This is a genomic window from Affinundibacterium amnicola, from assembly GCF_014284275.1.
Taxonomy (GTDB): domain Bacteria; phylum Pseudomonadota; class Gammaproteobacteria; order Burkholderiales; family Burkholderiaceae_D; genus Undibacterium; species Undibacterium amnicola.
Map to the genome: position 1 here is coordinate 789,599 of NZ_JACOFU010000001.1, position 26,177 is coordinate 815,775.

The 26,177-nt window shown below is 44.8% G+C and carries 23 protein-coding genes; 13 read left to right on the forward strand and 10 right to left on the reverse strand.

The window, feature by feature from the left end; genetic code table 11:
- Nucleotides 1-208: 208 nt before the first annotated feature.
- Together H8K33_RS03555 and H8K33_RS03560 are read right to left on the reverse strand one after the other, a co-directional pair.
- The gene (locus H8K33_RS03555) at nt 209-499 is read right to left on the reverse strand and encodes a hypothetical protein (RefSeq protein WP_186889574.1); all 291 of its coding nucleotides are present in this window, start codon (nt 497-499) and stop codon (nt 209-211) included.
- A gap of 197 nt (nt 500-696) precedes the next feature.
- Nucleotides 697-2,904, reverse strand: a complete 2,208-nt coding sequence (locus H8K33_RS03560) for a YgiQ family radical SAM protein (RefSeq protein ID WP_222613286.1) — start codon at nt 2,902-2,904, stop codon at nt 697-699.
- 537 nt (nt 2,905-3,441) lie between these two features.
- On the opposite strand from H8K33_RS03560, the gene H8K33_RS03565 reads away from it, so the two are divergent.
- Nucleotides 3,442-4,026 (forward strand): hypothetical protein, encoded by a 585-nt coding sequence (locus tag H8K33_RS03565; RefSeq protein ID WP_246443261.1) that lies wholly within the window; start codon nt 3,442-3,444, stop codon nt 4,024-4,026.
- Between the two features lie 158 nt (nt 4,027-4,184).
- Entirely contained in the window at nt 4,185-5,711 is a 1,527-nt protein-coding gene (locus H8K33_RS03570; RefSeq protein WP_246443263.1) for a S1C family serine protease, read from the forward strand.
- A gap of 209 nt (nt 5,712-5,920) precedes the next feature.
- Here the strand turns inward: H8K33_RS03570 and H8K33_RS03575 are convergent, their stop codons facing one another.
- The gene (locus H8K33_RS03575; protein WP_186889577.1) at nt 5,921-6,532 is read right to left on the reverse strand and encodes a hypothetical protein; all 612 of its coding nucleotides are present in this window, start codon (nt 6,530-6,532) and stop codon (nt 5,921-5,923) included.
- Nucleotides 6,533-6,721: 189 nt separating this feature from the next.
- Here H8K33_RS03575 and H8K33_RS03580 point away from each other — a divergent pair, with 189 nt between their 5' ends.
- Nucleotides 6,722-7,243: a hypothetical protein gene (locus H8K33_RS03580; protein ID WP_186889578.1), complete on the forward strand. Its 522-nt coding sequence runs from the start codon at nt 6,722-6,724 to the stop codon at nt 7,241-7,243.
- A gap of 11 nt (nt 7,244-7,254) precedes the next feature.
- Nucleotides 7,255-7,491, forward strand: a complete 237-nt coding sequence (locus H8K33_RS03585) for a helix-turn-helix domain-containing protein (protein WP_186889579.1) — start codon at nt 7,255-7,257, stop codon at nt 7,489-7,491.
- Here H8K33_RS03585 and recJ read toward each other — a convergent pair.
- On the reverse strand, nt 7,488-9,182 hold the full coding sequence (gene recJ, locus H8K33_RS03590; protein WP_186889580.1) for a single-stranded-DNA-specific exonuclease RecJ: 1,695 nt from the start codon (nt 9,180-9,182) through the stop codon (nt 7,488-7,490). The two genes, H8K33_RS03585 and recJ, sit on opposite strands and share 4 nt — an antisense overlap.
- Nucleotides 9,183-9,235: 53 nt before the next feature.
- Nucleotides 9,236-10,276: a hypothetical protein gene (locus tag H8K33_RS03595; RefSeq protein WP_186889581.1), complete on the reverse strand. Its 1,041-nt coding sequence runs from the start codon at nt 10,274-10,276 to the stop codon at nt 9,236-9,238.
- Between the two features lie 545 nt (nt 10,277-10,821).
- On the opposite strand from H8K33_RS03595, the gene H8K33_RS03600 reads away from it, so the two are divergent.
- Nucleotides 10,822-11,640, forward strand: coding sequence for a hypothetical protein (locus tag H8K33_RS03600; protein WP_186889582.1), 819 nt, complete (start codon nt 10,822-10,824; stop codon nt 11,638-11,640).
- Between the two features lie 96 nt (nt 11,641-11,736).
- Here H8K33_RS03600 and H8K33_RS03605 read toward each other — a convergent pair whose 3' ends face one another.
- Nucleotides 11,737-12,573 carry a hypothetical protein gene (locus H8K33_RS03605; RefSeq protein WP_186889583.1) on the reverse strand — a complete coding sequence of 279 codons (837 nt, stop codon included), beginning with the start codon at nt 12,571-12,573 and terminating at the stop codon, nt 11,737-11,739.
- 303 nt (nt 12,574-12,876) lie between these two features.
- Between H8K33_RS03605 and H8K33_RS03610 the strand changes: the two genes are divergently transcribed.
- From H8K33_RS03610 to H8K33_RS03620, 3 genes are all read left to right on the forward strand, one after another.
- Nucleotides 12,877-14,133 carry a lipoprotein-releasing ABC transporter permease subunit gene (locus H8K33_RS03610; RefSeq protein WP_186889584.1) on the forward strand — a complete coding sequence of 419 codons (1,257 nt, stop codon included), beginning with the start codon at nt 12,877-12,879 and terminating at the stop codon, nt 14,131-14,133.
- Complete coding sequence (gene lolD, locus H8K33_RS03615; RefSeq protein ID WP_186889585.1) at nt 14,126-14,815, forward strand: lipoprotein-releasing ABC transporter ATP-binding protein LolD; 690 nt, start codon at nt 14,126-14,128, stop codon at nt 14,813-14,815. The genes H8K33_RS03610 and lolD overlap by 8 nt, the downstream gene beginning before the upstream one ends.
- Before the next feature lie 232 nt (nt 14,816-15,047).
- Entirely contained in the window at nt 15,048-15,272 is a 225-nt protein-coding gene (locus H8K33_RS03620) for a hypothetical protein (RefSeq protein WP_186889586.1), read from the forward strand.
- Between the two features lie 179 nt (nt 15,273-15,451).
- Here H8K33_RS03620 and H8K33_RS03625 read toward each other — a convergent pair whose 3' ends face one another.
- Nucleotides 15,452-16,090 carry a protein phosphatase CheZ gene (locus tag H8K33_RS03625; protein ID WP_186889587.1) on the reverse strand — a complete coding sequence of 213 codons (639 nt, stop codon included), beginning with the start codon at nt 16,088-16,090 and terminating at the stop codon, nt 15,452-15,454.
- A 226-nt stretch (nt 16,091-16,316) separates the two neighbouring features.
- On the opposite strand from H8K33_RS03625, the gene H8K33_RS03630 reads away from it, so the two are divergent.
- Entirely contained in the window at nt 16,317-16,493 is a 177-nt protein-coding gene (locus H8K33_RS03630) for a hypothetical protein (protein WP_186889588.1), read from the forward strand.
- A gap of 111 nt (nt 16,494-16,604) precedes the next feature.
- Here the strand turns inward: H8K33_RS03630 and H8K33_RS03635 are convergent, their stop codons facing one another.
- From H8K33_RS03635 to H8K33_RS03645, 3 genes are all read right to left on the reverse strand, one after another.
- Nucleotides 16,605-17,186, reverse strand: a complete 582-nt coding sequence (locus tag H8K33_RS03635) for a hypothetical protein (protein ID WP_246443266.1) — start codon at nt 17,184-17,186, stop codon at nt 16,605-16,607.
- A gap of 264 nt (nt 17,187-17,450) precedes the next feature.
- Nucleotides 17,451-18,482: an FAD:protein FMN transferase gene (locus H8K33_RS03640; RefSeq protein ID WP_186889589.1), complete on the reverse strand. Its 1,032-nt coding sequence runs from the start codon at nt 18,480-18,482 to the stop codon at nt 17,451-17,453.
- Nucleotides 18,483-18,626: 144 nt separating this feature from the next.
- Nucleotides 18,627-19,022 (reverse strand): c-type cytochrome, encoded by a 396-nt coding sequence (locus H8K33_RS03645; RefSeq protein ID WP_186889590.1) that lies wholly within the window; start codon nt 19,020-19,022, stop codon nt 18,627-18,629.
- A gap of 279 nt (nt 19,023-19,301) precedes the next feature.
- On the opposite strand from H8K33_RS03645, the gene nosZ reads away from it, so the two are divergent.
- The 4 genes from nosZ to H8K33_RS03665 all read left to right on the forward strand — a co-directional run bounded on the left by nosZ (nt 19,302) and on the right by H8K33_RS03665 (nt 26,159).
- Nucleotides 19,302-21,221 carry a TAT-dependent nitrous-oxide reductase gene (gene nosZ / locus H8K33_RS03650; RefSeq protein ID WP_186889591.1) on the forward strand — a complete coding sequence of 640 codons (1,920 nt, stop codon included), beginning with the start codon at nt 19,302-19,304 and terminating at the stop codon, nt 21,219-21,221.
- Nucleotides 21,222-21,326: 105 nt separating this feature from the next.
- A complete protein-coding gene (locus tag H8K33_RS03655; protein ID WP_246443268.1) occupies nt 21,327-23,969 on the forward strand; it encodes a NosR/NirI family protein in 2,643 nt (880 codons plus the stop codon).
- Entirely contained in the window at nt 23,969-25,237 is a 1,269-nt protein-coding gene (locus tag H8K33_RS03660) for a nitrous oxide reductase family maturation protein NosD (protein WP_186889778.1), read from the forward strand. Before H8K33_RS03655 ends, H8K33_RS03660 begins: the two co-directional genes overlap by 1 nt.
- Nucleotides 25,212-26,159, forward strand: coding sequence for an ABC transporter ATP-binding protein (locus H8K33_RS03665; RefSeq protein ID WP_186889592.1), 948 nt, complete (start codon nt 25,212-25,214; stop codon nt 26,157-26,159). The genes H8K33_RS03660 and H8K33_RS03665 overlap by 26 nt, the downstream gene beginning before the upstream one ends.
- Nucleotides 26,160-26,177 lie beyond the last annotated feature (18 nt).

Genomic DNA, 26,177 nt, shown 5'->3' on the forward strand with positions numbered 1-26,177 from the left:
AATAAACCCTAAATTATACCCGAGTGTGCTTCAAACTTGCGCAAACACAGGCCAAATGTCGTCATTGAATGCATAAATACATGGTTTCAACCAATGTAGCTTCGACTAAGGCCGTTGAGAAATACCTGTGCATACGGATATTTCTCAACTTCACCGAGCAAAGAAAATGGTTTGTTACTCATTCATTGCAGGCAAAACTTTGGTGAACTCACCACACCGAATTGGATACAGTAGCTTTTGCTTGTCGATGACTTTCAAACCATGCGCTAAGCTTGGTTTTAAAACAAGTCGGACAAATGTGAAATTGCGTTTGCGTTGACTGACCGCCATTTGGGAAGGATTCTTCCTCTTCTAATTGTACGGTCGTGATATGTTTTTCTGGTTCTGCACTTGACCAGTTCTCGTCCCAGTGGGATTCCGTGCCACAGACATCGCAAGTTAATTTATCGAATACTTCTTCAGTATGTTCCAAAATCAACACGGTTTTCATGTGCTTCATCGCGACTCTCCTGTGTAGGAAAATTAGGGGAATAGGGGACTTAGAGAATTTCCTCGATGAAAATTGTAACGCGAGATTGATGCTGTAGGCGGATAAATTCTTGTGCTTGTTGTTTAAGACGTTTTCTTCTTCATTTGATTCAGCATGCTGTCAAGGAATTCGCTTCCAGCATGCTGAAGATGTACCGAAATAATGGTTTATCGCCGACCAGACTTAGCAGCTACTTTTTTGGGTTTGGCCGGATTATAAGCAAGGCCAGATTTAGACGCTGTAGGTGCAACTTTAGCTGCCAGACGTGTTGCCGAACTTTTGCCGAAAGTGTTTAACTTCGGTGCGGCGCCGCGTTTAACAGCCACTACGCCTGTACTCACCAAATTAGCGACGACTGGCGCTCTCGATGGAATCAAATGGCGTTCACTACTGCCGATTAAGTCACCACGCCCCATGCGCAACAAACCTTCTTTAACAACTTCATAATTTTCCGGTGCGTGATAGCGCAACAAAGCTTTATGAAATTTACGGATCTTGCCAGAACGCGCAGTTTCTACCACCTCAGAGTCTGCCGTAATTTTCTTCAAAGGATTCTTGCGCGTGTGGTACATCGTCGTTGCCAATGCCATAGGCGTAGGCATAAAGGTTTGCACCTGATCGAGCTTGAAATCATTCTTCTTTAGCCACAGCGCCAAATTCACCATATCCTCATCGGTTGTTCCCGGATGCGCTGCGATGAAGTAGGGGATCAAATACTGTTCTTTGCCGGCTTCTTTTGAATATTTATGGAACATCGCTTTGAATTCGTCATAAGCGCCAATTCCAGGCTTCATCATTTTCGACAAAGTATTGGTCTCGGTATGTTCTGGTGCGATCTTCAATAGTCCGCCGACATGGTGCGTGACTAATTCTTTCACATATTCTGGCGAGCGCACGGCAAGATCGTAACGTAGTCCAGAACTGATCAGAATTTTCTTCACGCCGGGTATTGCACGCGCCTTACGATAAAGCGAAATCAATTTACTATGATCGGTATTCAAATTGCTGCAAATGCCAGGATAAACACAAGATAAACGACGGCAAGATTCTTCAATCTTTTTATCTTTGCAAGCGAGTCGATACATGTTCGCAGTTGGCCCGCCGAGATCTGAAATCGTGCCGGTAAAACCTTTGGTTTTATCGCGAATTTCTTCGATTTCACGAAGGATAGACGGTTCAGAACGACTCTGAATAATCCTACCCTCATGCTCAGTGATTGAACAAAAGGTGCAACCACCAAAACAACCACGCATAATATTGACGGAGAAACGAATCATTTCCCAAGCAGGAATACGCGCTTTGCCATAGCTAGGGTGAGGCGCACGCGCATAAGCGCGATCATAGACGCCGTCCATTTCATCCATTGCTAAGGGTAGTGGTGGCGGATTAATCCACACATCGCGGTCACCATGCGCTTGCGACAATGCTTTAGCATTTCCTGGATTTGCTTCCAGATGAAATACGCGTGAAGCATGAGCGTACATCACCGGATCATCTTTAATCGCTTCAAATGATGGTAATCGAATCACGGTGTTATTGTGCTTATTCTTGAGCATCGCCTGACGTTCTTCACGACTCATGATGCGAATCGCTTGTTGTTTGATCACGTCTGCTTGCTCCGCAACTACTGAAGCCGCTGCTGATGCTGGTGCTTGTCCAGTTGCGCATTTTGCCTCTTTTTCCGGCATCATTTCATACGGATTGGTATGCACTTCAACTTTGCCTGGCGTATCGATTTTGATCGATTGGATTTCAGACCAATCGTCATCTGGCAGCCAGTTAGAGGGTGTCATAAACGCGGTACCGCGCAAGTCACGAATAGATTTGATCGACTCACCCGCTGCCAGTCTGTGCGTTAAATCAACAATCGCCCGCTCTGCGTTGCCAAACAATAGCATGTCCGCTTTAGAGTCTGGTAAGACTGAACGCTTCACTTTATCTGACCAATAATCGTAATGCGCGATACGGCGCAAACTCGCTTCAATACTACCGATGACGACATTCACCTCAGGAAAAGCTTCGCGTGCCCGTTGTGCATAGACCACCACAGCGCGGTCTGGACGTTTATTCGGATCACCATCTGGTGTGTAGGCATCTTCTGAACGAATTTTGCGATCTGCCGTATAGCGGTTCACCATCGAATCCATATTGCCGGCAGTGATGCCAAAATACAGATTTGGTCGACCTAGGGCGCGAAAATCTTCCGCTGAATGCCAATCGGGTTGACTGATAATGCCGACCCGAAATCCTTGCTGTTCAAGCAAACGTCCAACTAATGCCATACCAAAACTAGGATGATCAATATAGGCATCGCCGGTAATTAAAATGACGTCACAACTATCCCAACCAAGTACGTCCATTTCGGCACGTGTCATAGGAAGAAAAGGAGCAGCATGTTTGCCGCCAACATCGGGGCGATAACGCGGGGAGGCGAAGAGATTTTTCGGTGCAGGATTCATGGGCGCGATTTTACCTGAATCTAGGATTCTTCGCCTGTCTGATGTAAAACAGTCGATCTTGTAAGCCTTTGTTTTTGCTAATGATTGTGTGAAGGCTCCACTAGCTTATTCGGCAAAATTCCGACCTTACAGAATTTCTGTTTTGATGACGAGCAAATTTGGATTGTTGAGCTTAAGCTCATTCTCATGTTCAATCTCGATCTTGCAAGCAAAATGAGCGATGTGTGCTAGCAATTGAATCGCATATATTTCATTTGATGCAAGCAAGTCGAGGCAACAGAGGGTAGAATCGATCTAAGCTGATACGATTCAATTAATTACAAAATAAGCATAAAGTAAGTCCCAAATAAGCTAAAAATAAGCACACAAGAAATTTCGGCTTACAAAATTTGGACTTGTATTGCGTCTGTCAGCGCTTTGTTAAATGGATAGCAGTTTAGCGTGAGGAAAAAAATGGATTCACATCAAATTGTGAGTAGAAGTAATCAATGGATTGCTGTTTGTGTTGCCATCATTAGCTTGTCTGGATGTGCAAGCAAATCAGAAACAGTGCAAAAAAAGACAGAGAAATCCAGTGCAGACACCGGATTTGATTCCAGAGTCGGTGCGGCGATGACATCACCGTTGAGTGATCTGAATATTGTTAAATCGGATATTCCTGAAGTCTTAATGAATGCTAGAAAAGCACCTTATCTAATCGTGCCTGGAGCAGATTGTGCTTGGTACGAACGTGAAATAGATAGCTTAAATGCTGTATTGGGCCCCGATTTAGATGCGGCGAAAGTCGATGCAAATGGCAATATTGTCGAGCGCAAATTAGGCAATGCGACCATCAACGCATTAAAAAGTTTTACCGAAGGATTTGTTCCTTTTCGTTCTTGGGTAAGACGATTAACAGGTGCGGATAGCCATGCACGAGAAGTCGCCGCGGCAGGAATGGCAGGCATTGTCCGACGCTCATATCTAAAAGGTGTAAGCACTGCGAAATCTTGTTCAACTAAAGCACCAACAACGCAAGAGTCGGCCACAACTAAATAATTTTTTTGTTGTCCAAGCGGGGGAAATGTTCATCTAAGTTTCATCGTTGCACATCTCAACATGGGCTTGTGCCTGTTTTGCGTTTATTTTTAGTCGTTGTCGTATTTAATTTTCATCTACATTTTTATAATAACTAGCTTATGCAAAGAGACTCTCAGATGTTTAAAAAGTTTTTCGCAGGTTTCAGTTTTATCTCATGGACCTTATTCAGCTCAATGAATTTAGTGCATGCAGCCGATAATAAAGTGGCGACCGCCACGGCAAGTAATTTAGAAAAATCCGTGGTTAAAGTATTCTCTACTTTGCGTGGCCCCGACCCATTCAAGCCTTGGGGAAAAGCTTCACCACAAGAAGTGACTGGTTCCGGCGTGGTCATTGAAGGGCGCCGCATTCTAACCAATGCACATGTAGTGGAATATGCAAGTCAGGTACAAGTACAAACGGGGCAGGAAGGTGATAAGGTTTCTGCCACCGTAGTTGCGATCTCACGTGGCATGGATTTGGCAATCTTAAAACTTGACGATGAAAAGTTTTTTGATAGCCATGCAGCCGTCGCCCGCAGCAATAAATTACCCGAAGTCACTGATGCAGTCTTCGCCTATGGCTATCCAACAGGCGGCAACTCATTGTCGATCACCAAAGGTATCGTCTCTCGTATTGAGTTTGTTGACTATGATGGCAGCACTGGTGGTTTGCGAATACAGATTGATGCGGCGATCAATCCTGGCAATAGCGGAGGCCCCGTGATTGCTGGTGACAAGATGATAGGTTTGGCATTTTCTGGATTGATGCATGCACAAAATATTGGTTACATCATTCCTAACGAAGAGATTGAGATTTTTCTTAAAGATATCGCCGATAAAAAGTATGACGGTAAACCATCCTTACTCGATGTCACGCAAACTTTAGAAAACCCTACAGTTCGTGAATATCTCAAACTCGATAAAAGCGTCGAAGGTTGCATTATTCACAGACCATATGATCAATCGAGCAGCTCAGTTTTAAAAGAATGGGATGTGATCACACATATTGGAGATACTGCAATCGACAATCAATGCATGGTGAGAATTAAACCAAGTGTGCGCGTGATGTTTAAGTATAAAGTGCAACAAGCTGCAATCAATGGCAAGCTTGCTCTCAAGATTGTCAGAGCTGGAAAACCGATGAGCGTGCAAGCGCCTGTTCATATTGGACGACCACATTTAATCGGTGATTTGCAAGGTGGCTATCCGTCGTACTTTATCTTTGGCCCCATCGTATTTTCCCGCGCGACAGTTGAATATATGAGCTTCCTGAGTAACAATGCGCCAGCGCTAAACGGCTACGCCTATAACGCTAGCCCTTTGGTAACCTTGCGCGGAGAAATGCCTACGAAAGATCGCGAAGAATTGGTGGTAATCAGTTCTCCATTTTTCCCGCACAAACTGGTGACAGGTTATAGCAATCGATTTGGCTCTGTGATTTACTCGATCAATGGCATTCCCGTAAAAAGCTTAAAGCATCTGGTAACGTTGTTACGTGATATGCAAGATGAATTGATTGTAATTCATTACGACCAACGTTATGGAGAAACGATGGTGTTACCACGCAAAGCCATGCTAGCTGAAACTGAAGGTGTTTTATCTGACAATGGAATTCGTTCGCAAGGTTCCGCCGATATGATGGCAATCTGGAATGCGAAATAATCTGCTCAGTGCAAGTGTCTCAATGCCAGCAGCTAAATTGCTAAAGTAATCGAAATTGTTATTTCCGATTACCAGCTAGCCCGCAAAAAATAAAGCGCATCAAGCTTGAGCTGATGCGCTTTATTTTCTTCTATACTTACCGCGTAAAACTATTTAGATACTTGGCTGTTTGAATCAACAGGCTTATTCAACAGGCTGAATAATCAGACTTAGTCAAAACGAACATCGATCAAGAAATAACGTGGAATTTTAAAATGTCGCCCCAAATCTTCAGGGCGAATGCCCGAACCGATTACATCAGGATACTGCATAGATTTGGCCTTTGTTTTATAAGGCATGATGAAAGTCAAAATACTGTGATTTTGATTGACAGGGAAGGCAAGCTCTTCTGATTTAGCTTGAAAACTTTTCAGAATAAAGTCCTTGTGTGCGACACCCAAGTTAAGTTCCTTCACAACGCCAAAGCCCAAAAAGCGAAAATCAAATTTAGCTTTACCATTGCTAGTGCCTTGCACTAACACATTAAAATTAAACTCTTGTTCTTTAAGTTTAAAGAACTCTTCTTCTTTTGAATCAAAGATTTCGTGCGTTTTGATGAGTTTGCCGTTTTCGTAGTCACGGATAAAAATTTTAAAATCTTTGCCCCATAAATGTGTGCCTGAAAATTTTACTTTGTTGTAATTAATTCCTTGAAAACGTAAGACGTTCATTAAGTCTTCGTTTTCTACACCTTCAACAGTGCTTAATCGGATATTGGACTGCGCACTGGCGAATGCGATTGGCAGTAGCATGCTGGCGCATAGGAGGGCAATTTTATGCATGATAAATCCAGTAGATAGTTGATTGCACGATATAGGTTTCGACATTTTTTATTAGGAAGAGAAGTTGGAATCTTATCACTAGCCTCAGTTTGTTTAAATCACCACAGACAATAAATCCATTTACTTTAAGTTTTACTTAAATTAATATGTGTATTAATGTAATTATTTTGTTTTCACCCAAGGATAAGTATGAATTCAAGCAAAGCGGCAACGATGAAGCAAACGACACCACTATCAGGCAAATTAAGTATTTTTGTCAAAATCATCGCAATTATTTTCATCCTTAATTTAATTGCGGATCGGTTGATCCAAGTGCTTCCTGCCTATACCTTAGGCGGCAATTTTAGTGTGGAAAATACCTTCATGCTTTCATTGAAATTGCCATTTTTTTGGACGGGATTGCTAGTACCAATCATCTATGTTTTGGCACTTTGGGCGGCGGCAGATTTTTTGAAAAAATTTGAACTCAGCAAATCTTTTGATCATAACTTACTCAAAAGCTTGCAGTCGATTGGTGCCAATTTGATGTATGCGGCAATGGCCACGATCTTGTTTGTGCCAAGTATTGAAGCTTGGATCAATCAAGGTTCTCGCGATCTAACAACAGACTGGGATGTCGAAGCTGTGACGATAGGTATGATAGGTCTGATCCTCAAATATGTCGCGCAGCGTGCACAGTCTTTACAGCGCCAAGTTGATAGCTTTGTTTAAGTTTTTTTGACATGCCTATCCGCGTCAACTTAGACATCATGCTGGCTCGCAGAAAAATGCGTGCTAAGCAATTGGCCGAACAAATCGGACTTTCTGAAACGCAGTTATCCATGTTGCGTACTGAGAAAGTGCGCGGGATACGCTTTGATACCCTGGCAAAAATTTGTCTGGTGTTAGATTGCAAACCAGCTGATATTCTTGATTACGACATCGACCCAGCTGATTTGCAGATCGCCGATGACGATTAAGCTGGCTCTACGTGTTCGACCAATAACTGCACCTTGGTCACGCCATTGTATTCATTCGCATCGAGTCTAAAGGCGACATTGATGCGTTCCCCAAAACTATCCGTATGACCAAACCAAATCGCATCATAGCGCATGCCATTTTTCTCCAATACCATCTTCAAATGGCGCTCTTTTAAAATGCGCTGTGACACCAATTTAAATTCATCACAAAATATCGGTGGCGCAAAACCTTGCCCCCAGACTTGACTATCAAGAAGTTCAATAAAATCGGTGGAGTAATACGCTTCTTCTAAGGCGCCATCGGTTTCTATGATCCGTTCTAACTGCTCTTGGCGTAGCCAGGATTTCCCCACTGCTTCAAATGCTGTTTGAAACGCAGCGAAATCCTCAGCGCGAATAGTCAAACCTGCCGCCATTGCGTGTCCGCCAAATTTTTGTATCAAGCTGGGCGCGTGTTTTGAGACCAAATCCAAGGCATCACGTAAATGAAAACCTGGAATGGAACGCCCAGAGCCTTTGATTAAACCTTCATCGCCGGGAGCGAAGGTAATCGTCGGGCGAAAAAATTTATCTTTCAAACGAGAAGCTACGATACCGATCACGCCCTGATGCCAAGATTCATCAAAGACCGTGATGGTGTGCGTGTCTTGCGCTTGAAAATCATCGAGATGGAGGAGGGCGACATCCTGCATTTCTCGTTCTATGTCTTTGCGGTCGGCATTGATGCTATTCAGTTCTTGCGCGATTTGCCAAGCTCGGCCTTCATCGTCGGTGGTTAAACATTCTATCCCCAGCGACATATCTGCCAGGCGACCTGCTGCGTTTAAACGCGGACCGACCGCAAAACCCAAATCAAATGGACTAGCTAAACGTGGCTCGCGACCAGCGACACGAAATAGCGCAGCGATACCGGCATGCATACGACCAGCGCGCATACGTTTGAGTCCTTGCGCCACCAAGATACGATTATTCGGATCAAGTTTAACCACGTCGGCGACCGTGCCTAGCGCAACTAGGTCAAGCAAAGTATCCAATTTAGGTTGATTCTGCTGATCGAATGCACCGCGTTGTCGCAGTTCTGCGCGCAATGCCAGCAGCACATAGAACATCACACCAACACCGGCCAAATTTTTACTCGGAAAGTCGCAAAATGGCTGGTTCGGATTCACGATCACACTCGCTTGCGGCAAAGTATCGGCTGGTAAATGATGATCCGTTACCAAGACTTGTATGCCACGTACGTTCGCCGCCGCGACGCCATCGATGCTGGCGATGCCGTTATCCACGGTAACGATAATATCGGGTGATTTTTCCCGCGCTGTGAGTTCGACAATTTCTGGCGTTAAGCCATAGCCATATTCAAATCGGTTCGGCACGATGTAATCAACTTCGGCACCCAACATACGCAAGCCACGCAAGCCCACCGCACAGGCCGTGGCGCCATCACAGTCATAATCGGCAACAATCACGAGCTTCTTCTTGGCAGCAATCGCGTCAGCTAAAAACTTCGCCGCTTTTTCGCTATTTAATAAACGATTTGGTGGGATTAAGGCAGGCAGATCCGTCAATAATTCTTCTGCACTGAGAATGCCACGCGCTGCAAAAAGACGCGCCAATACAGGATGTAAGCCACTTTGTTTCAGTAACTCTGCTTGGCGAAATGCGTAGGGGCGTGTGCTGATGCGTGTCATAGCGATCGAAAGTAAATGAGTGAATGAAGTTGATAGGTTTGGCGAACTATTTTCTATGCATTTTGCTGTGATCGATGTGCTAGTTTGAATAAAGTTTCTAAGCTAGGTTTGCGCCAAAATTTCCATGCTTGTGGCGCGTGGCAACACAACTCTGTCAGAGATTGCCCATTACTCAATACCAATTGCACAGATTTGAACTGTTTATTTTGTAAAGCTTGTAAAACTGGCACAAACCAGTCTTGTTCCAATTGATTCATGTGTGCCAGCCAAGTACCCCAATCGCTATTTAGCGTGGGCTCGATTAAATTTTCGATCAGGACACGTTGTTTGGCATCGCTTTTATTTGTTTGTTGGGTTGCTCGCTGACTTGTTTGCTGATGCAAATCAGAAAAACGTTCTAGCCCTAACTGGCAATCCAAGGTTTGAAGTTCCGCACTTCCGCTATGTAGCCAAACTGAGTTAATCGTGTTTCGACCAAGCTCATCTCGGCGTTGATTGACTGGATGAATATGCCAGAGCATTTGGATTTCATTTTGTAATTTGCGCCAAGCGACTTCGTGCTCACCTTTGGCTATCCAAATTTCCATATTATGACCAGCCGCTGCATCTAGGCTCGCTGTTTGTAATGACGCCCATTCATCGGCTCTTAAAAACCAGATTTTCGCATCACCATAGACAAGTGTTTTTCCTAGCTCTTCACAAATTTCTTTTGCAGCATTAAAAAGCGCTCGTGATTCTTCTTCATTGATATCGAGACGACGCGGATCGGTCATGACCATGTGATCACGTGCGATATGAATATGGATAGGGCTCAAAGTAAACCAAAAACCTGCTGGCGCTTGCATTCCAAAACCGTGCATACGACTATGACTAAGCGCAGGGCTATTCAACTTGGCATGCGTTTGATTGAAGTGTCGGGTAATCCACAATTCATGCGGTAGCAAACGCGCAAACTCATCAAAATCATGATGTTGTTCGCTTGAGACATACCCCAAAAGTGTTGCCAGTGAAGGTGTTTTCATTTGCCTGACTAATTCTTTAGCCAAGGGCGCAGGCGGTATGCCGAAAGGCAAAATAATTTCTAAATAGCTCATGGCGTCATTGTATGGGAATCAACCAATACTGTCCAAGACCTATTATCCATAAGGTTTTTTGAGAGTCGTACAAAAGGCTAATTCGTCTTTGCCTCGAAAATCCTCCGCCCGCCACCGCGTAAATCGTTATATTCAGGAGTCATTTTTACGTGCTTGTGACCCATGCTTTCCTTGATTTGTTTAGAGACGTGCTGTGTTGTGATGTCCTTCAAATTCATCCATGCGAAATCGAACTTGCAAATACGTATAAGCATTAGTTTTGCGTACACAACTGTACTTTTTGCCAGTGAAATTTTCTCCATCAAAATAGAGAGGTAATCATTAAGTCACCGTCCTAGCGTTTTTTGTTCAATATCTGATGCCCATTCCACCAGTTGTAATTACGGCACTTGGCACATGCTTATCAAGACTGAAAAAATAGAGGAGGTTGATGATAATACTGACAAAAAGGTTACCAAATATTTGCTATAAAATTATTGATTATTTTATTGCATCAATGTAGCTTAATGAAACTTATATACATTACTTACACTTATGGAGGTGACATGGGTTCTGAAATATCAAATGCTCTTGAATTGGAACTTCATCGAGAATTTGCGCGACGTTTAGATAATTTCAAGGGACAGCAGTTATGGATTGATGATGCCATTGGAGGAATAGTTCACCAAGATCCAAATTTGTATAGTTATGTACTCCGAGTAAAAGATATCTCCAGTGTCTTAACAAAAATCGATGGGAAAATTGGCGATGAAAAGCGTCGACTAGAAATTGGTGAGTTACATCCGTCTCAAGCCAAATGGGTAAATGCAAAAAATTTTAATGACTTTGAAGCACTGATAGATGATTGGGTCGGTTGTAGGGTAATTGCATACTTGCACGACTCAATTCTTCCCTTGCATCAGGAAATTATTTCTCACCAGAGATTCAAAATCATTCGCGTCACTATTCATGACTCTATAGAAAATCCAAGATTCTCAGATATGCAACTTCAAAAAGGACGTGATGAAAGAAGGATGAATCATAATGGATATGTCGGTATTCATTACATCATAGAGCCTGTCCCTGTAGATCCATGTTGGGGTAGGGAGCCAAAATTATTTCATAAGTTCGAACTTCAAGTTAGAACATTGTTGCAAGAGGCATGGGGACAAATTCAACATGCAGTAATTTATAAGGGGCGAATGCCAGACTACATCAAACAAGAACGTTCAGATGCCTTTGGTGGGCTAGCAGGTTTTCTTTCTCAATGCGATGTTGAGCTTGCACGATTGGCAAAAGATCCAGTTATTAAAAAGCTAGCTGCACCGAGAAAAGTAAAGACACGAAAGCAATTGCATTTGAAGCTAGAAAAACCCAAAAATTGACTGAAAGCGGCAGAAATGCCGCCTTTTTTTCTAAGTATGAAGTCTTGAGAGCGTACGCTATCAAAATAAAACCTCTCTTGATTGGCGTCGCCATCTTCAATACTGCATGGTGATCCATGAGTCCCAATTTAGTGCCGGATGATCGAACCCTGATGCTTTAAGCACAACCAAACTCACAAGGATGCGGAAGTTGGGGTAATAGTCGAGTAGATTGTAATCAATCACTTTTCCTTGATATTTTCGAGTGGTCTGCATTGAACTGTTGTGAAACTGGCGATTGCGCAGTCGAGCATAGGTATCAGCGGAACGCTTAAGGTCCTTGGGCTTGAATTCGTAAATATCAAAACCAAGTTGGCGTAATCTTCTTGCGATGAGTGTGGAAATTTGGGTTTCTCGATCGTTTAGTGTTTGACGAACGTAAGTTTCAAGCCCTGAGAAGAGTAGAAAGTAGGAAACATCAACGTATGACGGTTTTATGCGAAATGGCGTCGTCGCCTTAAAGAAGAGAGTTTTCCAGCGCGTGTTTTTTGCGAACTGTTCGTCAGCAAGTCTATCCATCGCCAGTTTAATGAAATCTGATCGCATGTCAAAACAGAATGCGTCCTGATGCAGAACAGCACCACCTCCGCTATTTCTTGTTGAGGTTCTTCCGATTAGTGGAAACTTTTCGAACAGGTCAGAATCCTGCATTGGAAGAGGATCAGATATAAGTACATCAAGATGTTCTATGAAAGATAACACCGCTTCCAAGCAGAAGATCTGATGACTATCGTACTTTTCAAGAATAACTATACCTGTGAGCTGATAAGAAGCTAAATCGCGAGCCTTTTCGCTAGCATCGGTTACACAAGTATATCTAGGTAAGAATCGCATGCCTTGGCATGTGAATTCACGTGTAAATTCATAACCATAGATTGCGCAAGCCAAGGTCATATTGATGCCTAAATTAAATTTGAATTGAACTTACCGAACACTAATTTACTGAAAATAAAAAAATTCATTTATCTTAAATTTCATGAATGAAAACTAGCCGAAAATTGTACAAACCCAAGTGCTAAGTGTTTGATTTTATTAGGGTGCAATTGTTTGTTTTGATGCGTTTTTTTCACTCTCAAAAGATACTCTAAACTGTTGATTTTCCTAGTTAATTATCAACATTCTAGGCGTATTGTATGGCAAACTACGGGCTCTTGAAGCTTAGTCTGCTTTTTTTGTTTAATTGGAATCGCTCTTTACGTGAAAAATCTCTCATTTGAGTGGCTGGTCGGCTTGCGGTATACCCGTGCAGGTCGTCGTAGTAGCCGCAATAGTTTTATTTCTTTTATTTCCCTTATTTCTATGGCTGGCATCGCACTTGGTGTGGCCGCCTTGATTATCGTCCTTTCGGTCATGAACGGTTTTCAAAAAGAAGTGAGGGACAGGATGTTATCTGTTTTGCCGCATATCGAAGTATTTGATGCCAGTGGTGTGATTCCAGATTGGCAAGCGACCGCAAAACAGGCTCAATTACATCCTGCGGTTTTGGGTGCCGCGCCGTATGTCGATGCGCAAAGTATGATCGTCAATGATGGTGTAATGCGCGGTGCAGTATTACGCGGCATTTTGCCTGAGGAAGAACCTAAAGTTTCTATCGTCGCGAGCAAAGTGAAAGCGGGCAAATTAAGTGATTTGAAAGAAGGCGCCTTCAATATCATCCTCGGTGTTGAACTAGCGCGCGCGATGCATGTGGGAATAGGCGATAAAGTCACTTTGGCAGCGCCCGAAGGTCAATTAACCCCAGCTGGTACGATCCCGCGTTTAAAAGGATTCACCGTCGTTGCGGTGTTCGAAGCAGGGCACTATGAATTCGATTCGGGTATGGCTTTTATTCACCTTGCCGATGCTCAGAAATTTTTCCGTCAAGAAGCACCAACCGGCGTGCGTTTGCGCATTAAAGATATGTTGCAAGCGCCACAGATTGCGTTTGAATTGAGCCGCTCTTTAGGCGGCAGTTTAATTACGCGCGATTGGTCTCAGCAGAACAGTAATTATTTTGCCGCCGTGAAAACAGAAAAAACCATGATGTTCATTATTTTGACCTTGATTATTGCGGTCGCGGCTTTTAATTTGGTCTCGACTTTAGTCATGACAGTGACCGAGAAACAGGCCGACATTGCGATCTTGCGTACTTTAGGTGCTTCGCCGATGTCTATCATGAAAATCTTTATGGTGCAGGGCGGCTTAGTCGGACTATTTGGCACTGCGCTCGGCGTTTTGTCGGGCATTATTGTGGCACTCAATATCGATGTCATCGTGCCCTTCATTGAGGAAATTCTAGGCATACAGTTCTTGGCGAAAGAAGTGTATGTCATCAGCACTTTACCTTCAGATTTACACTGGTCAGACGTCTGGACCATAGGCGGCATCGCAGTTGTATTGGCATTCTTAGCAACAATTTACCCTAGCTGGCGTGCGGCCCGCGTTAAACCTGCGGAGGCACTGCGCTATGAGTAAGCTGCAAACTGTTTTATCGTGTAAAAATTTGGCAAAAACCTTCGGTCAAGGTGAGCAAGCAGTCAAGGTCTTGCATGGTGTCGATTTTGCTATCCACGCTGGCGAACGCATCGCGATCGTTGGTGCATCGGGTTCTGGTAAATCAACCTTACTCCATTTACTTGGTGGCTTGGATACGCCAAGCAAAGGCATCGTCAATTTGCTCGGCAATGATTTTGCCAATATGAGTGAATCTGCGCGCGGTGATTTGCGTAATCAGTCGCTCGGTTTTGTGTATCAATTCCATCATTTGCTGCCTGAATTTTCTGCTTTAGATAATGTCGCCATGCCTTTGTTAATTCGCCGCATGAAGCGCGCGGAGGCGCAAGAGATTGCCAAAACGATGCTGACTAAAGTCGGTTTGGCTCATCGCGTAACGCACGTGCCAGGTGAGTTATCTGGGGGCGAACGTCAACGCGTGGCGTTAGCACGAGCCTTGGTCACCAATCCAGCTTGCGTATTAGCAGACGAACCAACTGGGAATCTAGACCGTGGCATCGCAGATCAGGTATTTGCTTTGATGTTGGAACTATCTAAAACCTTAGGGACGGCATTTGTGATCGTCACCCACGATGCAGATTTGGCGACACGCTGTGATCGAGTTTTACGATTAACAGATCAAGGCCTGGTTGAAAGTCATTAAGACTTGGGGGGAAGTGCATACCTGAATGAAATGTGGTCTGCAAATCGGCATCATTAAGCTATTGTCTATACAAACTAAAACTAAAACAACAACGCAAAAATACTGATTGCATACACAGTATTTTTGCTTTACATTACTAACTACTGAACGCGCATACAGTATTTCTGTTGCGAGGAATTGTGAGTAAATCAGCTTAGACCATATCGACATTTAATGACGGAGATTTTATCAAATGACTAACTTAGAACAAACACTGGATACGCGTTTCACCGTGCAATTTTCTCCTAGCACTTTCTTAATGCGCTTCGGACGTCGCGAGATTTTTGTCTGCAATGATTTTAGAAATCGACACTACCAAGTAAATCCTGTAATTGAGTGCTCAACTGGAGTACAGGCTGGCCATTTAGAGATTTTATTGTTCCGTAAGTGGTTAGTGATTTTATCTAAGGCTAGATAATATTGCATACGATTTGATGAGCGATTGATGAGCGATTAATAGTGCATCCCACTCATGTAACTCCAAACAAAAAATCAGGCTGTTTTTTAAGCCTGATTTTTTTGTGCGCTAATTCAGCGATGTACATCGGATGAAATGCAAGCTAAGTAAACTAATCCTTTTTTAGTTTCTCAGGCAACTCAAAACCCTAAATCAGACAACAAATCATCCACGTTTTCTTGATTCAATTGTATTCCACCAACAGCTCCTGGCCCCGCCAAGAGGTCTTCTTTTTTTATAGCAGAAACTGCCCCCTCTGGTGCGCCACTGATAAGTAGGGCTAGTAGATCTTTTTCAGTTCGCTCCAATAAGCTAACGACTTTTTTAATCAACTGCCCTGTTAAGTCTTGAAAATCTTGCGCCATCATAATGTCGGACAAGGCCCGCTCAGTACTGGTGCTGTTAATTTTTGTTTCCTGGATAAATTCATGCATTTGCAAAGTCAGTGCGATTAACTCTTCTTTTGATAGTTCGGCCAATTGTGGCGTGTCTATTTTTTGCAGCAGTATTTCGGCATTTCTTGTTGTGCTTTGCTGCAATGGAAGGGTGTTTTCAACGGCAGATAGAACTGTATTAGCTGCTTTTTCCGTGAGTACCGCAATGTGATTAAGCCGTTCGCGCGCAGAGGGGAATTCATTGGAAGCTTCAGCCAGAATATCGTCGGCGCCAACCCAAGTTAATGCATCATGTAAGGCACGAACTACATGGCCCAATCCTTTGTACATCAATTCAGGATTATCGTTGATTGATCCATTCAAAGCAGGAGGCAGCTGAGTCATATCGTATCCTTGTGTCCCAAGTATTGATCGGAAGATACTAAATGATAAAATGGAAACTGACAATATAAAGAAGATACTATTAAATAATGTCAGGACCTACGCAAAACGGACGCTAGCGCCGTTACGGTCAGCTTACCGTACGATTTCCTAAGTCTCTTTTTAATTTTATTCTTAAGATCGCAACACCCTCCATGTGTTAAAGTGCTGGCATAACTAAAGGAAAATTGTGGCTACACCAAATTACGGATACGAAAAACGCCAAAAAGAATTGGCGAAAAAGCGCAAAAAAGAAGAAAAATTAAAGACGCGTGCGGAGCGGGGACATACTGACTCTGATGAAGACTCTTCTCAAGAATCTGCACGTGATACGGAATCTGTAACAGATCAAACTCCCACGGAGTAAGTTTTAAATCCGCAGCCATCTGCTGAAACTTACCGCACCATGAGGTTGCAAACCAAAGGATTTGTATGCATTACAAATCCTTTCTCTCTAAAAGAATAAGCAATAACCCGACTACTTCAAATAGGCTTCAGGCAGAGGAAGTTGAGGTCTTTCGGCTTCAAATAATAAAGAAATAATCCACCAGCGAGTTCCATCGTGCATTAATTGCACACTATTGATACCTCGCTGTATTGATTTATTTTTTTCCGTATTTGTTTCGTAGGTGGTGAACACATGTGCAAGTTCACCCCATTGTTCTGTTTTTCGACTGAGTTCTTTTTCGCGAAAACCAGTTTCAATTAAAATCGGGCCGGAATTTGCGATGTAGTCACTGACACTCATGATTCGAAGACCAAAATCCTTCGAGTCTCGCTTTGGGCCGATGGCCATAATCCTAGCCTCAGGTACAAACAGCGAGCGCATTCGATTCCAATCGCGTGCCTGACCAATTCCACCAGAAATAACATCATAAAGCGCGGCAACAATCCCATCAATTGATTGCACATCAAGGCTACGTGCGGCAGGGGTCGAGACCAAGACCGGCGAAGTCTGCTGCAACATAGCGGGCTTTTCAGTCGCATGCACTGGCGCACTACAAATCAATGCAAAGTTCAGGAATAATCCTGTGAAAACGAAATAAGGATTTACATTCATTTCAGCTCCGTTTTTTTAGTAGTTTAGAGAGCTTAGTTTGAACCCATGCTGTGAATAAAGTTCATCGACCAAATATCCCAATATGCGCAACAGGAAAATAAACGCGATTTTTTCGCATAATTTATATTATGTCAAATTAAGGATGGCAAAATGAAACAGCAAGCACATTCGAAAAGTTCTCGTGAATGCGGTCAGTATTCTGCTCTCGAGTTAGTCGCCTCAAGTGTAGCTCTGCGGAATGTCAAACAAAGCTCAAACGTCAGCTTAGCTACGTACCAAGCGACGCGCCATTCCAGATGATGTCCAGAGTTGATTGTTGGCATCGACGATCAATGCATCTACATCGCTCATCTGCTGAAGTCTGGTGCGACCAGATTGTGCGCCGGCCACCATAATGGCAGCCCCCAGGCCATTAATCGCTTCGAGTTTATCGCTAATTAATGTCACGCCATGCGGGCCTTTGGTCGGGTAACCTGTTTTGGGATCTAGTATGTGATGCAAGCGTTGTCCCTCGTGCATGACATATCGTTCGTAGTCGCCTGACGAAGCAACAAAACCTTTGTTCAATGCCACCACGCCGAGTAATTGATCAGGTTGACGCGGATCACGCAAACCAACCCGCCAATCTCGTCCATTCAGTTGGCCGTTCACCAGCACATCTCCACCACCATTGATCATGACATTGACCACACCATGTGCTAAAAGTTGACGCATGCCCGCCTGCATAATCGGTAATTTGGCGATACCTCCCAAATCGAGCCGCATACCTCGTTGACTAAGGAAAGCAGTGCTTTGACGAGCATTAAGAATTAAGCCCTTAGCGCCAATTAGCGGCAATTGTGCCGCAATTTGCTGAGCACTGGCGATAGAAGGAGACGCTGCATCAAAGTTCCAATCACGTAAGGCACCGACGGTAACGTCAAAGGCTCCCTTACTCATTTTCGTGACACGCTGTGCCATCTCAAGTACTTCCAATAATTCAGCCGATACCTGCACCGCTTGCAAGCCTGCAGCCAAATTAATGGCGTTAAGCTCGCTATCACTGCGGTAGCGGCTCATCATATCAGCGAGCCGTGCCATTTCGCTCAAAGCTGCACCCGCTGCAGTGTTCATCAAACTTGCATCTGCACCTTGCAAAGTCAAGTGAAGGCGGGTGCCCATCATTGTTTTGGAAAATTGGTGTATATCAGATTTTGCCTGCACCGGAGCAATCAACAAACCACAAGCAAACAAAGGAAGACCGATCGCCAGTTGGCGGCGTTTAGGCGATGCTAGTTTGGCAGATAAAGTAGTCATGAATTGAAATCTTCTTCACAAAGAGGGCAAACTTCTCACAAAACTATATCAGTTATGTGCGCTGACTCAAGCTAGGTGTGCAGCAAATGTTCACCACACACAACATGCATAAATCCAAAATTATGTCGTTTAATTCAACAGAGATCAGCGAGACTGGGCAACCATATAGTCAACCGTTGCTTTCACATCGTCATCACTCAAATTTGCCGCCCCTCCGCGCGCAGGCATCTGCCCTTTCGCACCGGTATATCCTTCTAAAGCATGCTTATACAAGACATCGATTCCCTGCGCAATGCGTGGTGTCCAGTCAGCCTTATCGCCTGGTTTTGGCGCACCAGCTACATTGGCCGCATGGCACATTGAGCAGGTTTTTCCATAAGTCGTTTTACCAATCACATTTTCTGCAGCAGCTGGCGCAGCGGCAACCACTGCGGCGCTAGCGGAAGCAACTGGCACTTCTGCTTCTTTTTTATTGCAGCCGCTGACTAAAGCCAGACTTGCCAGAGTGAGTGCACTCAACAATTGAGTAGATAATTTCATGTTTTTCCTTGAATGAGTAAGGTATAAAAAACCAGAGACGAAAGACAGAAGATTGGCGACACGCATGGATATGATTATATTCAATAACATTCGACAAAAATCGTCCCGCCTATTGTAAGTTGCGCTAAAACAAACATGCGTCACAAACAATTACTCCACCTTTTTTTCTTGACCAGCATCAATTTAATTTTCAAGAAAACCTTGCACTATAGAAACCGTTGTCATATCTAGCATCCATCTAGTATCTATTAACCACGGCCAGCCAATAAGGATCACATCATGAGTCAAGACAAAATCAAAGAAACCGAAGCACCTGCTTTAGGTCGTCGCAGATTTCTCAATACCGCCGCCATCGCAAGCATAGGAACATTGGTCGCATGTAACGAAAAACCTGGTACAGCGGGGGCGATCCCCTCTGCTTCCGCCTCAGCTGGTGGCAGTCATGCGAGTAGCAATGCATCACATTTAAAACCTGGCGAACTAGACACTTATTACGGTCTGTGGAGTGGCGGCCATACCGGTGACATGCGCGTATTGGGTCTTCCTTCTGGTCGCGAGATTCACCGTATTCCTTGCTTCGTACCGGATGCGTTGGTTGGTTGGGGTGTCACCAACGAATCTAAAAAGATCATGGGTACTAAAGCTGACGGTAGCCTAAAGTACACCGTAGCAGATACGCACCATACTCACGCTTCCTACAAAGACGGAAACTACGATGGACGTTATGCTTGGATCAATGACAAGATCAATAGCCGTATCGCGCGTATTCGCCTTGATTACTTCGTCTGCGACAAAATCACACAATTGCCGAATGTTCAGGGTTTTCACGGTATTTTCCCAGACAAGCGTGATCCGGTTGATGAGAAAATCAACTACACAACCCGTGTTTTCTGCGGAGGTGAATTTGCGACTCCTTTGCCAAATGCAGGTAGCGCAGACAGTAGCAAATATCGCTCTATGTTTAGCTGCGTCGATGCCGAAACGATGGAAGTGCGCTGGCAAGTGCTGATCGACGGCAATTGCGATTTGGTAGCCACTTCCTACGACGGAAAATTAGCCGCGACCAATCAGTACAACACGGAAATGGGCGCGCACTATGAAGACATGATGTCGTCCGAACGTGATGCCTGCTTGTTCTATAACGTGGCGCGTATTGAAGCCGCGGTCAAAGCAGGCAAATTCAAAACCATTGGTGACTCCAAAGTACCCGTAGTGGATGGCACGCACGAAGCCAACAAAGATCCAAAAACCGCCCTCACCGCTTATGTGTCCGTGCCAAAAAATCCGCATGGTGTTAACGCGAGTCCAGATGGAAAATATTTCATTTGTGCGGGCAAGCTCTCCCCTACTGGCTCGGTCATTGATCTATCCAAAGTGTTGGACTGGTTTGACGGCAAATTAGAAAAATTAGATGCTGCAATTGTGGCTGAAGTTGAACTCGGTCTGGGTCCTTTGCACACCGCCTTTGATGGTCGTGGTAATGCGTTCACGACTTTGTTCCTAGACAGCCAAGTAGTGAAGTGGAATGTCGAAGCAGCGATCAAGTTCCACGCTGGCGATAAGACTGCAAAATATGTCGTGGATCGCCTCGATGTCCAGTATCAACCAGGCCACTTGAATGCATCGCAATCCGAAACCAAAGCGGCTGATGGCAAATACCTTGCAGTTGGTTGCAAATTCTCCAAAGATCGCTTCTTGCCAGTAGGTCCTTTGCATCCAGAAAATGAACAAATGATCGACATCTCTGGTGAAAAAATGGTCTTGATGGCAGATCACCCAGTACGTGGCGAGCCACATGATTTCATCATCTTCAAACGCGATCTGGTTCGTCCAAAACAAGTTTATGATTTGAACGACTTCCCAAATGCAATTAAAGATCCAAAAGAATCTGGTGTGGTACGTAACGGCAAAAAAGTGACCGTCAAAATGACATCACAGGCCCCAGCATTTAGCCTGCGTGAATTCACCGTTAAGAAAGGTGATGAAGTCACTTTGATTTTGACCAATTTGGACAAGATCGAGGATTTGACACACGGCTTCGCTATTCCCAACCACAACGTCAATTTCATTGTCAATCCACAAGAAACTGCCTCTGTCACGTTCATCGCTGGCAATCCAGGCGTGTACTGGTGTTATTGCACACATTTCTGCCACGCTTTGCATTTAGAGATGCGCACTCGCATGATCGTGGAAGCCTAACCCGGTAGTTGCAGCTCCGGTGGCGTCTGGATTTTTTCTGGGCGTCACCATCCCAGTGATGGCATTTTGAAATGTCTCGCCAAGTAGGAATAAGTAGGAATAAAAATGCCTTTCATGCGTAAAAACTTGGCGGCCAGTGTAGTGTTCTACCTGGTCGCATTTTTTCTGTTACTGCTAAGCTGCATCGCCAATCCGGCGCGTGCACGATCGAGCGCGTATGAAGCAGCGCTACCTGCAGAACTTAAAACAGCCAAAAACATGTGCGCATTAGTCGCTTGCACGGAAGTTTTTCCTGGTGCAAAAAGCTTTTCAGAACGCATGGGACAACCGCCTTATGTTGAGGCCTATGGCGCCCCCATCGCTGGCAAAAAAAACTTACTTGGTTATGTCATGCTCTCAACCGACATTACCGACACCCCAGCCTATTCTGGCAAACCTGTCGTGACACTGATGGGCATGGATCTCAAAGGCCGTTTCGTTGGGATCAAAGTGCTCAAACACTCTGAACCGATTCTTTTGCTGGGCATCCCCGAATCGGCTCTGCTCAATTTCAATAAGCAATATCTTGGTAAATCGGTCACCGATAAAATTGAAGTAGGTCAATCCCGCCCTGACGAAGGAGTGTTGGGTGTGGACGCCATCTCTGGCGCGACCGTCACCGTCATCGTGCAGAACCAGGTCATGATGACTTCTGGCATGGCGATCGCCAGACAGACTGGTATCGTCGCACCGACTGTCCGTGAAGCAGCCAAATACCTAGTCACTGGCCGCCGTCTGACATGGGCTGAGTTAGTCAAGCAAGGTAGTGTACAACGCCTGCTAGTTAAACCAGAACAAGTGGGCTTAGAAAAAAATGTCGTACCTTTTATCGAACTTTGGTTTGGTGATCTGAATCACCCAGATGTAGGCATCAGCCTGTTAGGGGAAAACAGTTTTAATAATTTACGTTCTCAGCTAAAGCCCGACGAACACGCGCTGTTCATCATCCGCACCGATGGCATAGAATCCTTCAAAGGCTCAGGATTTGTGCGTGGTGGCATGTACGACCGAATACAAGTAAAACAAGATGCAGACTCCTATACCTTCCGCGATCTCGATTATCTCAATCTGTATGGCATCGTCGCCGATGGCGCGCCGACTTACAACGAATCCGCCATTTTCATCATTCGCTCCAAAGCGTTTTCAAATGCCTATCCATGGAAATTGTCTTTCCTCGGCAATCGGGTTGACCGCGCCACGGGCACACGCAGTTTTGCTAGTTTTGATGCTAAATATTGGTTAGCAGACGCGCTATTACAAGGCGGCAGACCGGTGGTCGAAGAAGCGGCAGCACCCTATGTTCGCATCTGGAAATCACGTGCCATCGAAATTGGCTTATTTTGTCTTCTGCTAATCGTGGTCAGTATCGCCTACGCCTATAGAGAAAAACTCACGCGTATGTCGACTCACAAAAACAAATGGCCAGTGAATATTTTCAAATACAGCGCCTGGATCTTGAGTATCACTTTTGTGGGTTTTGGCGTGATGGCACAACCCTCGATTACGCAAGTGCTGACCTGGTTTCACTCGCTATTATTTCAATGGACTTGGTCACTGTTTTTAACCGATCCTTTTATTTTTGTCTTTTGGATTTTCATCATTATTACGGTGTTCCTATTTGGGCGTGGTTTGTTCTGCGGCTGGATGTGTCCATTTGGATCGATGTCGGAAGCGATCTACAAGGTCGGCGAAAAAATTGGACTTAAACGTTTCCAAACTCATTTACCCCAAGCCGTACATGACAAGCTAAAGTGGCTCAAATATGCAATCTTTTTTGGATTACTAGCGGTGTCGATGTTTTCCATGGGTTTAGCGGAAAAACTAGCCGAGGTCGAACCTTTCAAAACAACTTTCTTAGTCGGCATCACAAATCGTGCTTGGCCTTATGGATTGTTTGTCGCACTCATACTCGGCATCTCTTTATTCATCGAACGGCCTTATTGCAAATACATTTGCCCGCTGGGAGCCGCCTTAGCTATGCCTAGCACTTTCCGCTGGTTTGGTTTGAAGCGCAAACAAGACTGCAATAGCTGCAAAGCTTGTGCGGTCGGTTGCGGTTCACTGGCCATTGATAAGGCAGGACGAATTGATCACCGTGAATGTTTGCACTGCTTAGACTGTATGGTGCTGTACACCGACGTCAAAGGCTGCCCGCCGCTATCTAAAGAACGCAAACGACGCGACCGAGAAGGTTTAGAAATTAAAGCCATAGGCAAAGATGGCTACTTCATCCCCATTTATCCGATACCAGCAACTCCGGCATCCGAGGCGATCAAAGCTGGCCTCGATCCGCGTATGCCAACTGACCCCGTGAAGCCCACATATAAGACGAACGCCACTGGATTGCGCTGGATAATTTTAGAGATTGTCGATCATGTCTGGCCTTGGAATGCGAAATCCTGGTCATCGCAACGCGGCTTGCAAATCGCTGGCGTCGCGCTGGCGATTGCCGCTAGCCTGGCTTGGATATTAACGGCGATTGGTCAGCTTTCATCCGCCGCGATTATCGCCTGGTGGTTCGGCTGGAGTGTGTATGAAGTATTGATCCGTCTATCAGGAAAACGTTATGTCAAGGACGGTCCATGGTGGCAGGACAATTATCGTTACGCCAGTGTGATGGACATGATCAGTTATGTGAGTTTCAAAAATTTACTCATTGGTGCCGCATTATTTTTATCACTAAAAACGCTAGGCTTACTAATCGTATGATGACAGCGATAAAGGGATTACTACTAGCATGCATGATGGCTGTTCCCGCCTTTGGCGACGCAGCGACCATCTTGGTAAAACCAGGTGAGTCACTACAACAGGCGATCGCGAAAGCGCAAGCTGGTGACACGATAGAAATCACGCGTGGCCGGTATCAAGGTAATTTTTTAATCGATAAAAAACTGACCTTAAGAGGAATCAATCGTCCCACGATTAGCGGAGAAAATCGTGGCGATACTATCCGTATCATCGCACCCGACGTGGTTATTGAAGGATTGATAGTACGAGACTCTGGCGACAGTCTGAAAGATCAAAATGCAGGTATCTATATTTTTCCCGGCGCGCACCGCACCATCGTCAAAAATTGCGACATCACTTACAACCTGTTTGGTCTGTGGATAGAAAAATCCAACGATGTGTTGATAGAAAACAATTTGATCACGGGCAAGCGCGAATACAATTCCTCTCAACGTGGAAATGGCGTACAACTCTACAACACCAAAGGCGCGCGCATCATCGGCAACAACATCAGTTTTGTACGCGATGCACTATATGTCGACGTCTCACATCATGCCATTTTTCGCGGCAACAAATTGCATCATAGCCGTTACGGCAGTCACTACATGAATTCTTATTACAACTTATGGGAAGACAACGATAGTTACTTCAATCGGGGTGGTCTGGCATTGATGGAAGTACGTGACCAAGTAGTACGCAATAACCGTACTTGGGGGAACTCTGATCACGGCATCATGTTGCGCACCATGCAGGATTCGCTAGTTGAAAACAATGTCATTGCAGGCAATAGCCGAGGCTTGTTTATTTACGATGTTGAGTACGTCAGCATTAAAAATAATCTGGTGGTAGATAATCGCGTCGGTGTGCATCTATCAGCGGGCTCTACCCGCAATCAAGTCGAAGGCAATGATTTCATCGGCAATCGTGAACAGATACGATATGTAGGTGCGAAAGACGAAAAATGGGGCGTGCAAAGTGGAAATCACTGGAGCAATTATTTAGGCTGGGATAGAAATGCCGATGGTATTGGCGATGTTTCTTACGAGGCCAATGATATGGTTGACCGCTTAAATTGGCGATACCCCAGCACTCAATTATTACTCGCCAGCCCGGCAGTGCAAGCATTGCGTCTGGTTTCACAACAATTTCCCGTGTTACGTGTACCGAGCGTGGTCGACCCCAAGCCGCGTATGCAACCAACCAATAAGCAATGGAGGCAATGGCATGGCAAGCACTATCCCGGCCAATAACAGGTCTCACACTGAAGACAGTGCTATCGAGGTACGTAGTGTCAGCAAACATTATGGCGCCTTACACGCGGTTGATGGCGTTGATTTGACTGTAAAACATGGCGAGATTTTTGGCCTCATCGGTCACAACGGCGCTGGTAAAAGTACCTTGTTCAAAATGATGCTGGGTCTGACGGAACCGAGCGCTGGGGAGATGTTAATTAATGGCACAGCGGTGACGGGTAGCGATTTTCGTCATACCCGTCGTCAGCTCGGTTATCTCCCCGAAAATGTGGTGCTATATGACAATCTCAGCGGTATCGAAACTTTAAAATTCTTTGCCAAACTCAAAGGTGCACCGATAGAACAATGTGCGCCTATGTTAGAACAAGTTGGCTTGGCTCACGCACTCAATCGCCCCTTGCGCGAATATTCCAAGGGAATGCGCCAACGTTTGGGATTTGCACAAGCTTTGCTCGGCAAGCCACGCGTGCTATTTCTCGATGAACCAACCAATGGCCTTGATCCTCAAGCGATAAGAGACTTTTATATTACGCTGCATAAGTTACGCGATACCGGCGTTACCATCATTATTACCTCACACATTCTGGCAGAGTTGCAAGAACGGGTGGATCGCCTAGCCATTATGTCGGCGGGAAAAATACAAGCCCTAGGCAGCGTGGCGCAATTACGCGAGCAAATGCACATGCCACTCGTCATTACTCTCCGTCTGGCAGCAAATGATATTCCGCTTGCTCAAGATGCACTCAGCCCTCTTTCTAGTGTGAGCTGCACTGTAACCGGTGATGGCTTAACAGTGAATTGTCCACGTAGCAGCAAGATGGAAGTGCTTTCCATAGTCAGTCGTCTTGGCAGCAAATTGATCGACCTCAACATACAAGAAGCATCGCTGGAAGATGTCTTTTTTGGGTTTTCAAATTAAACCAGGATAAAAGAAACC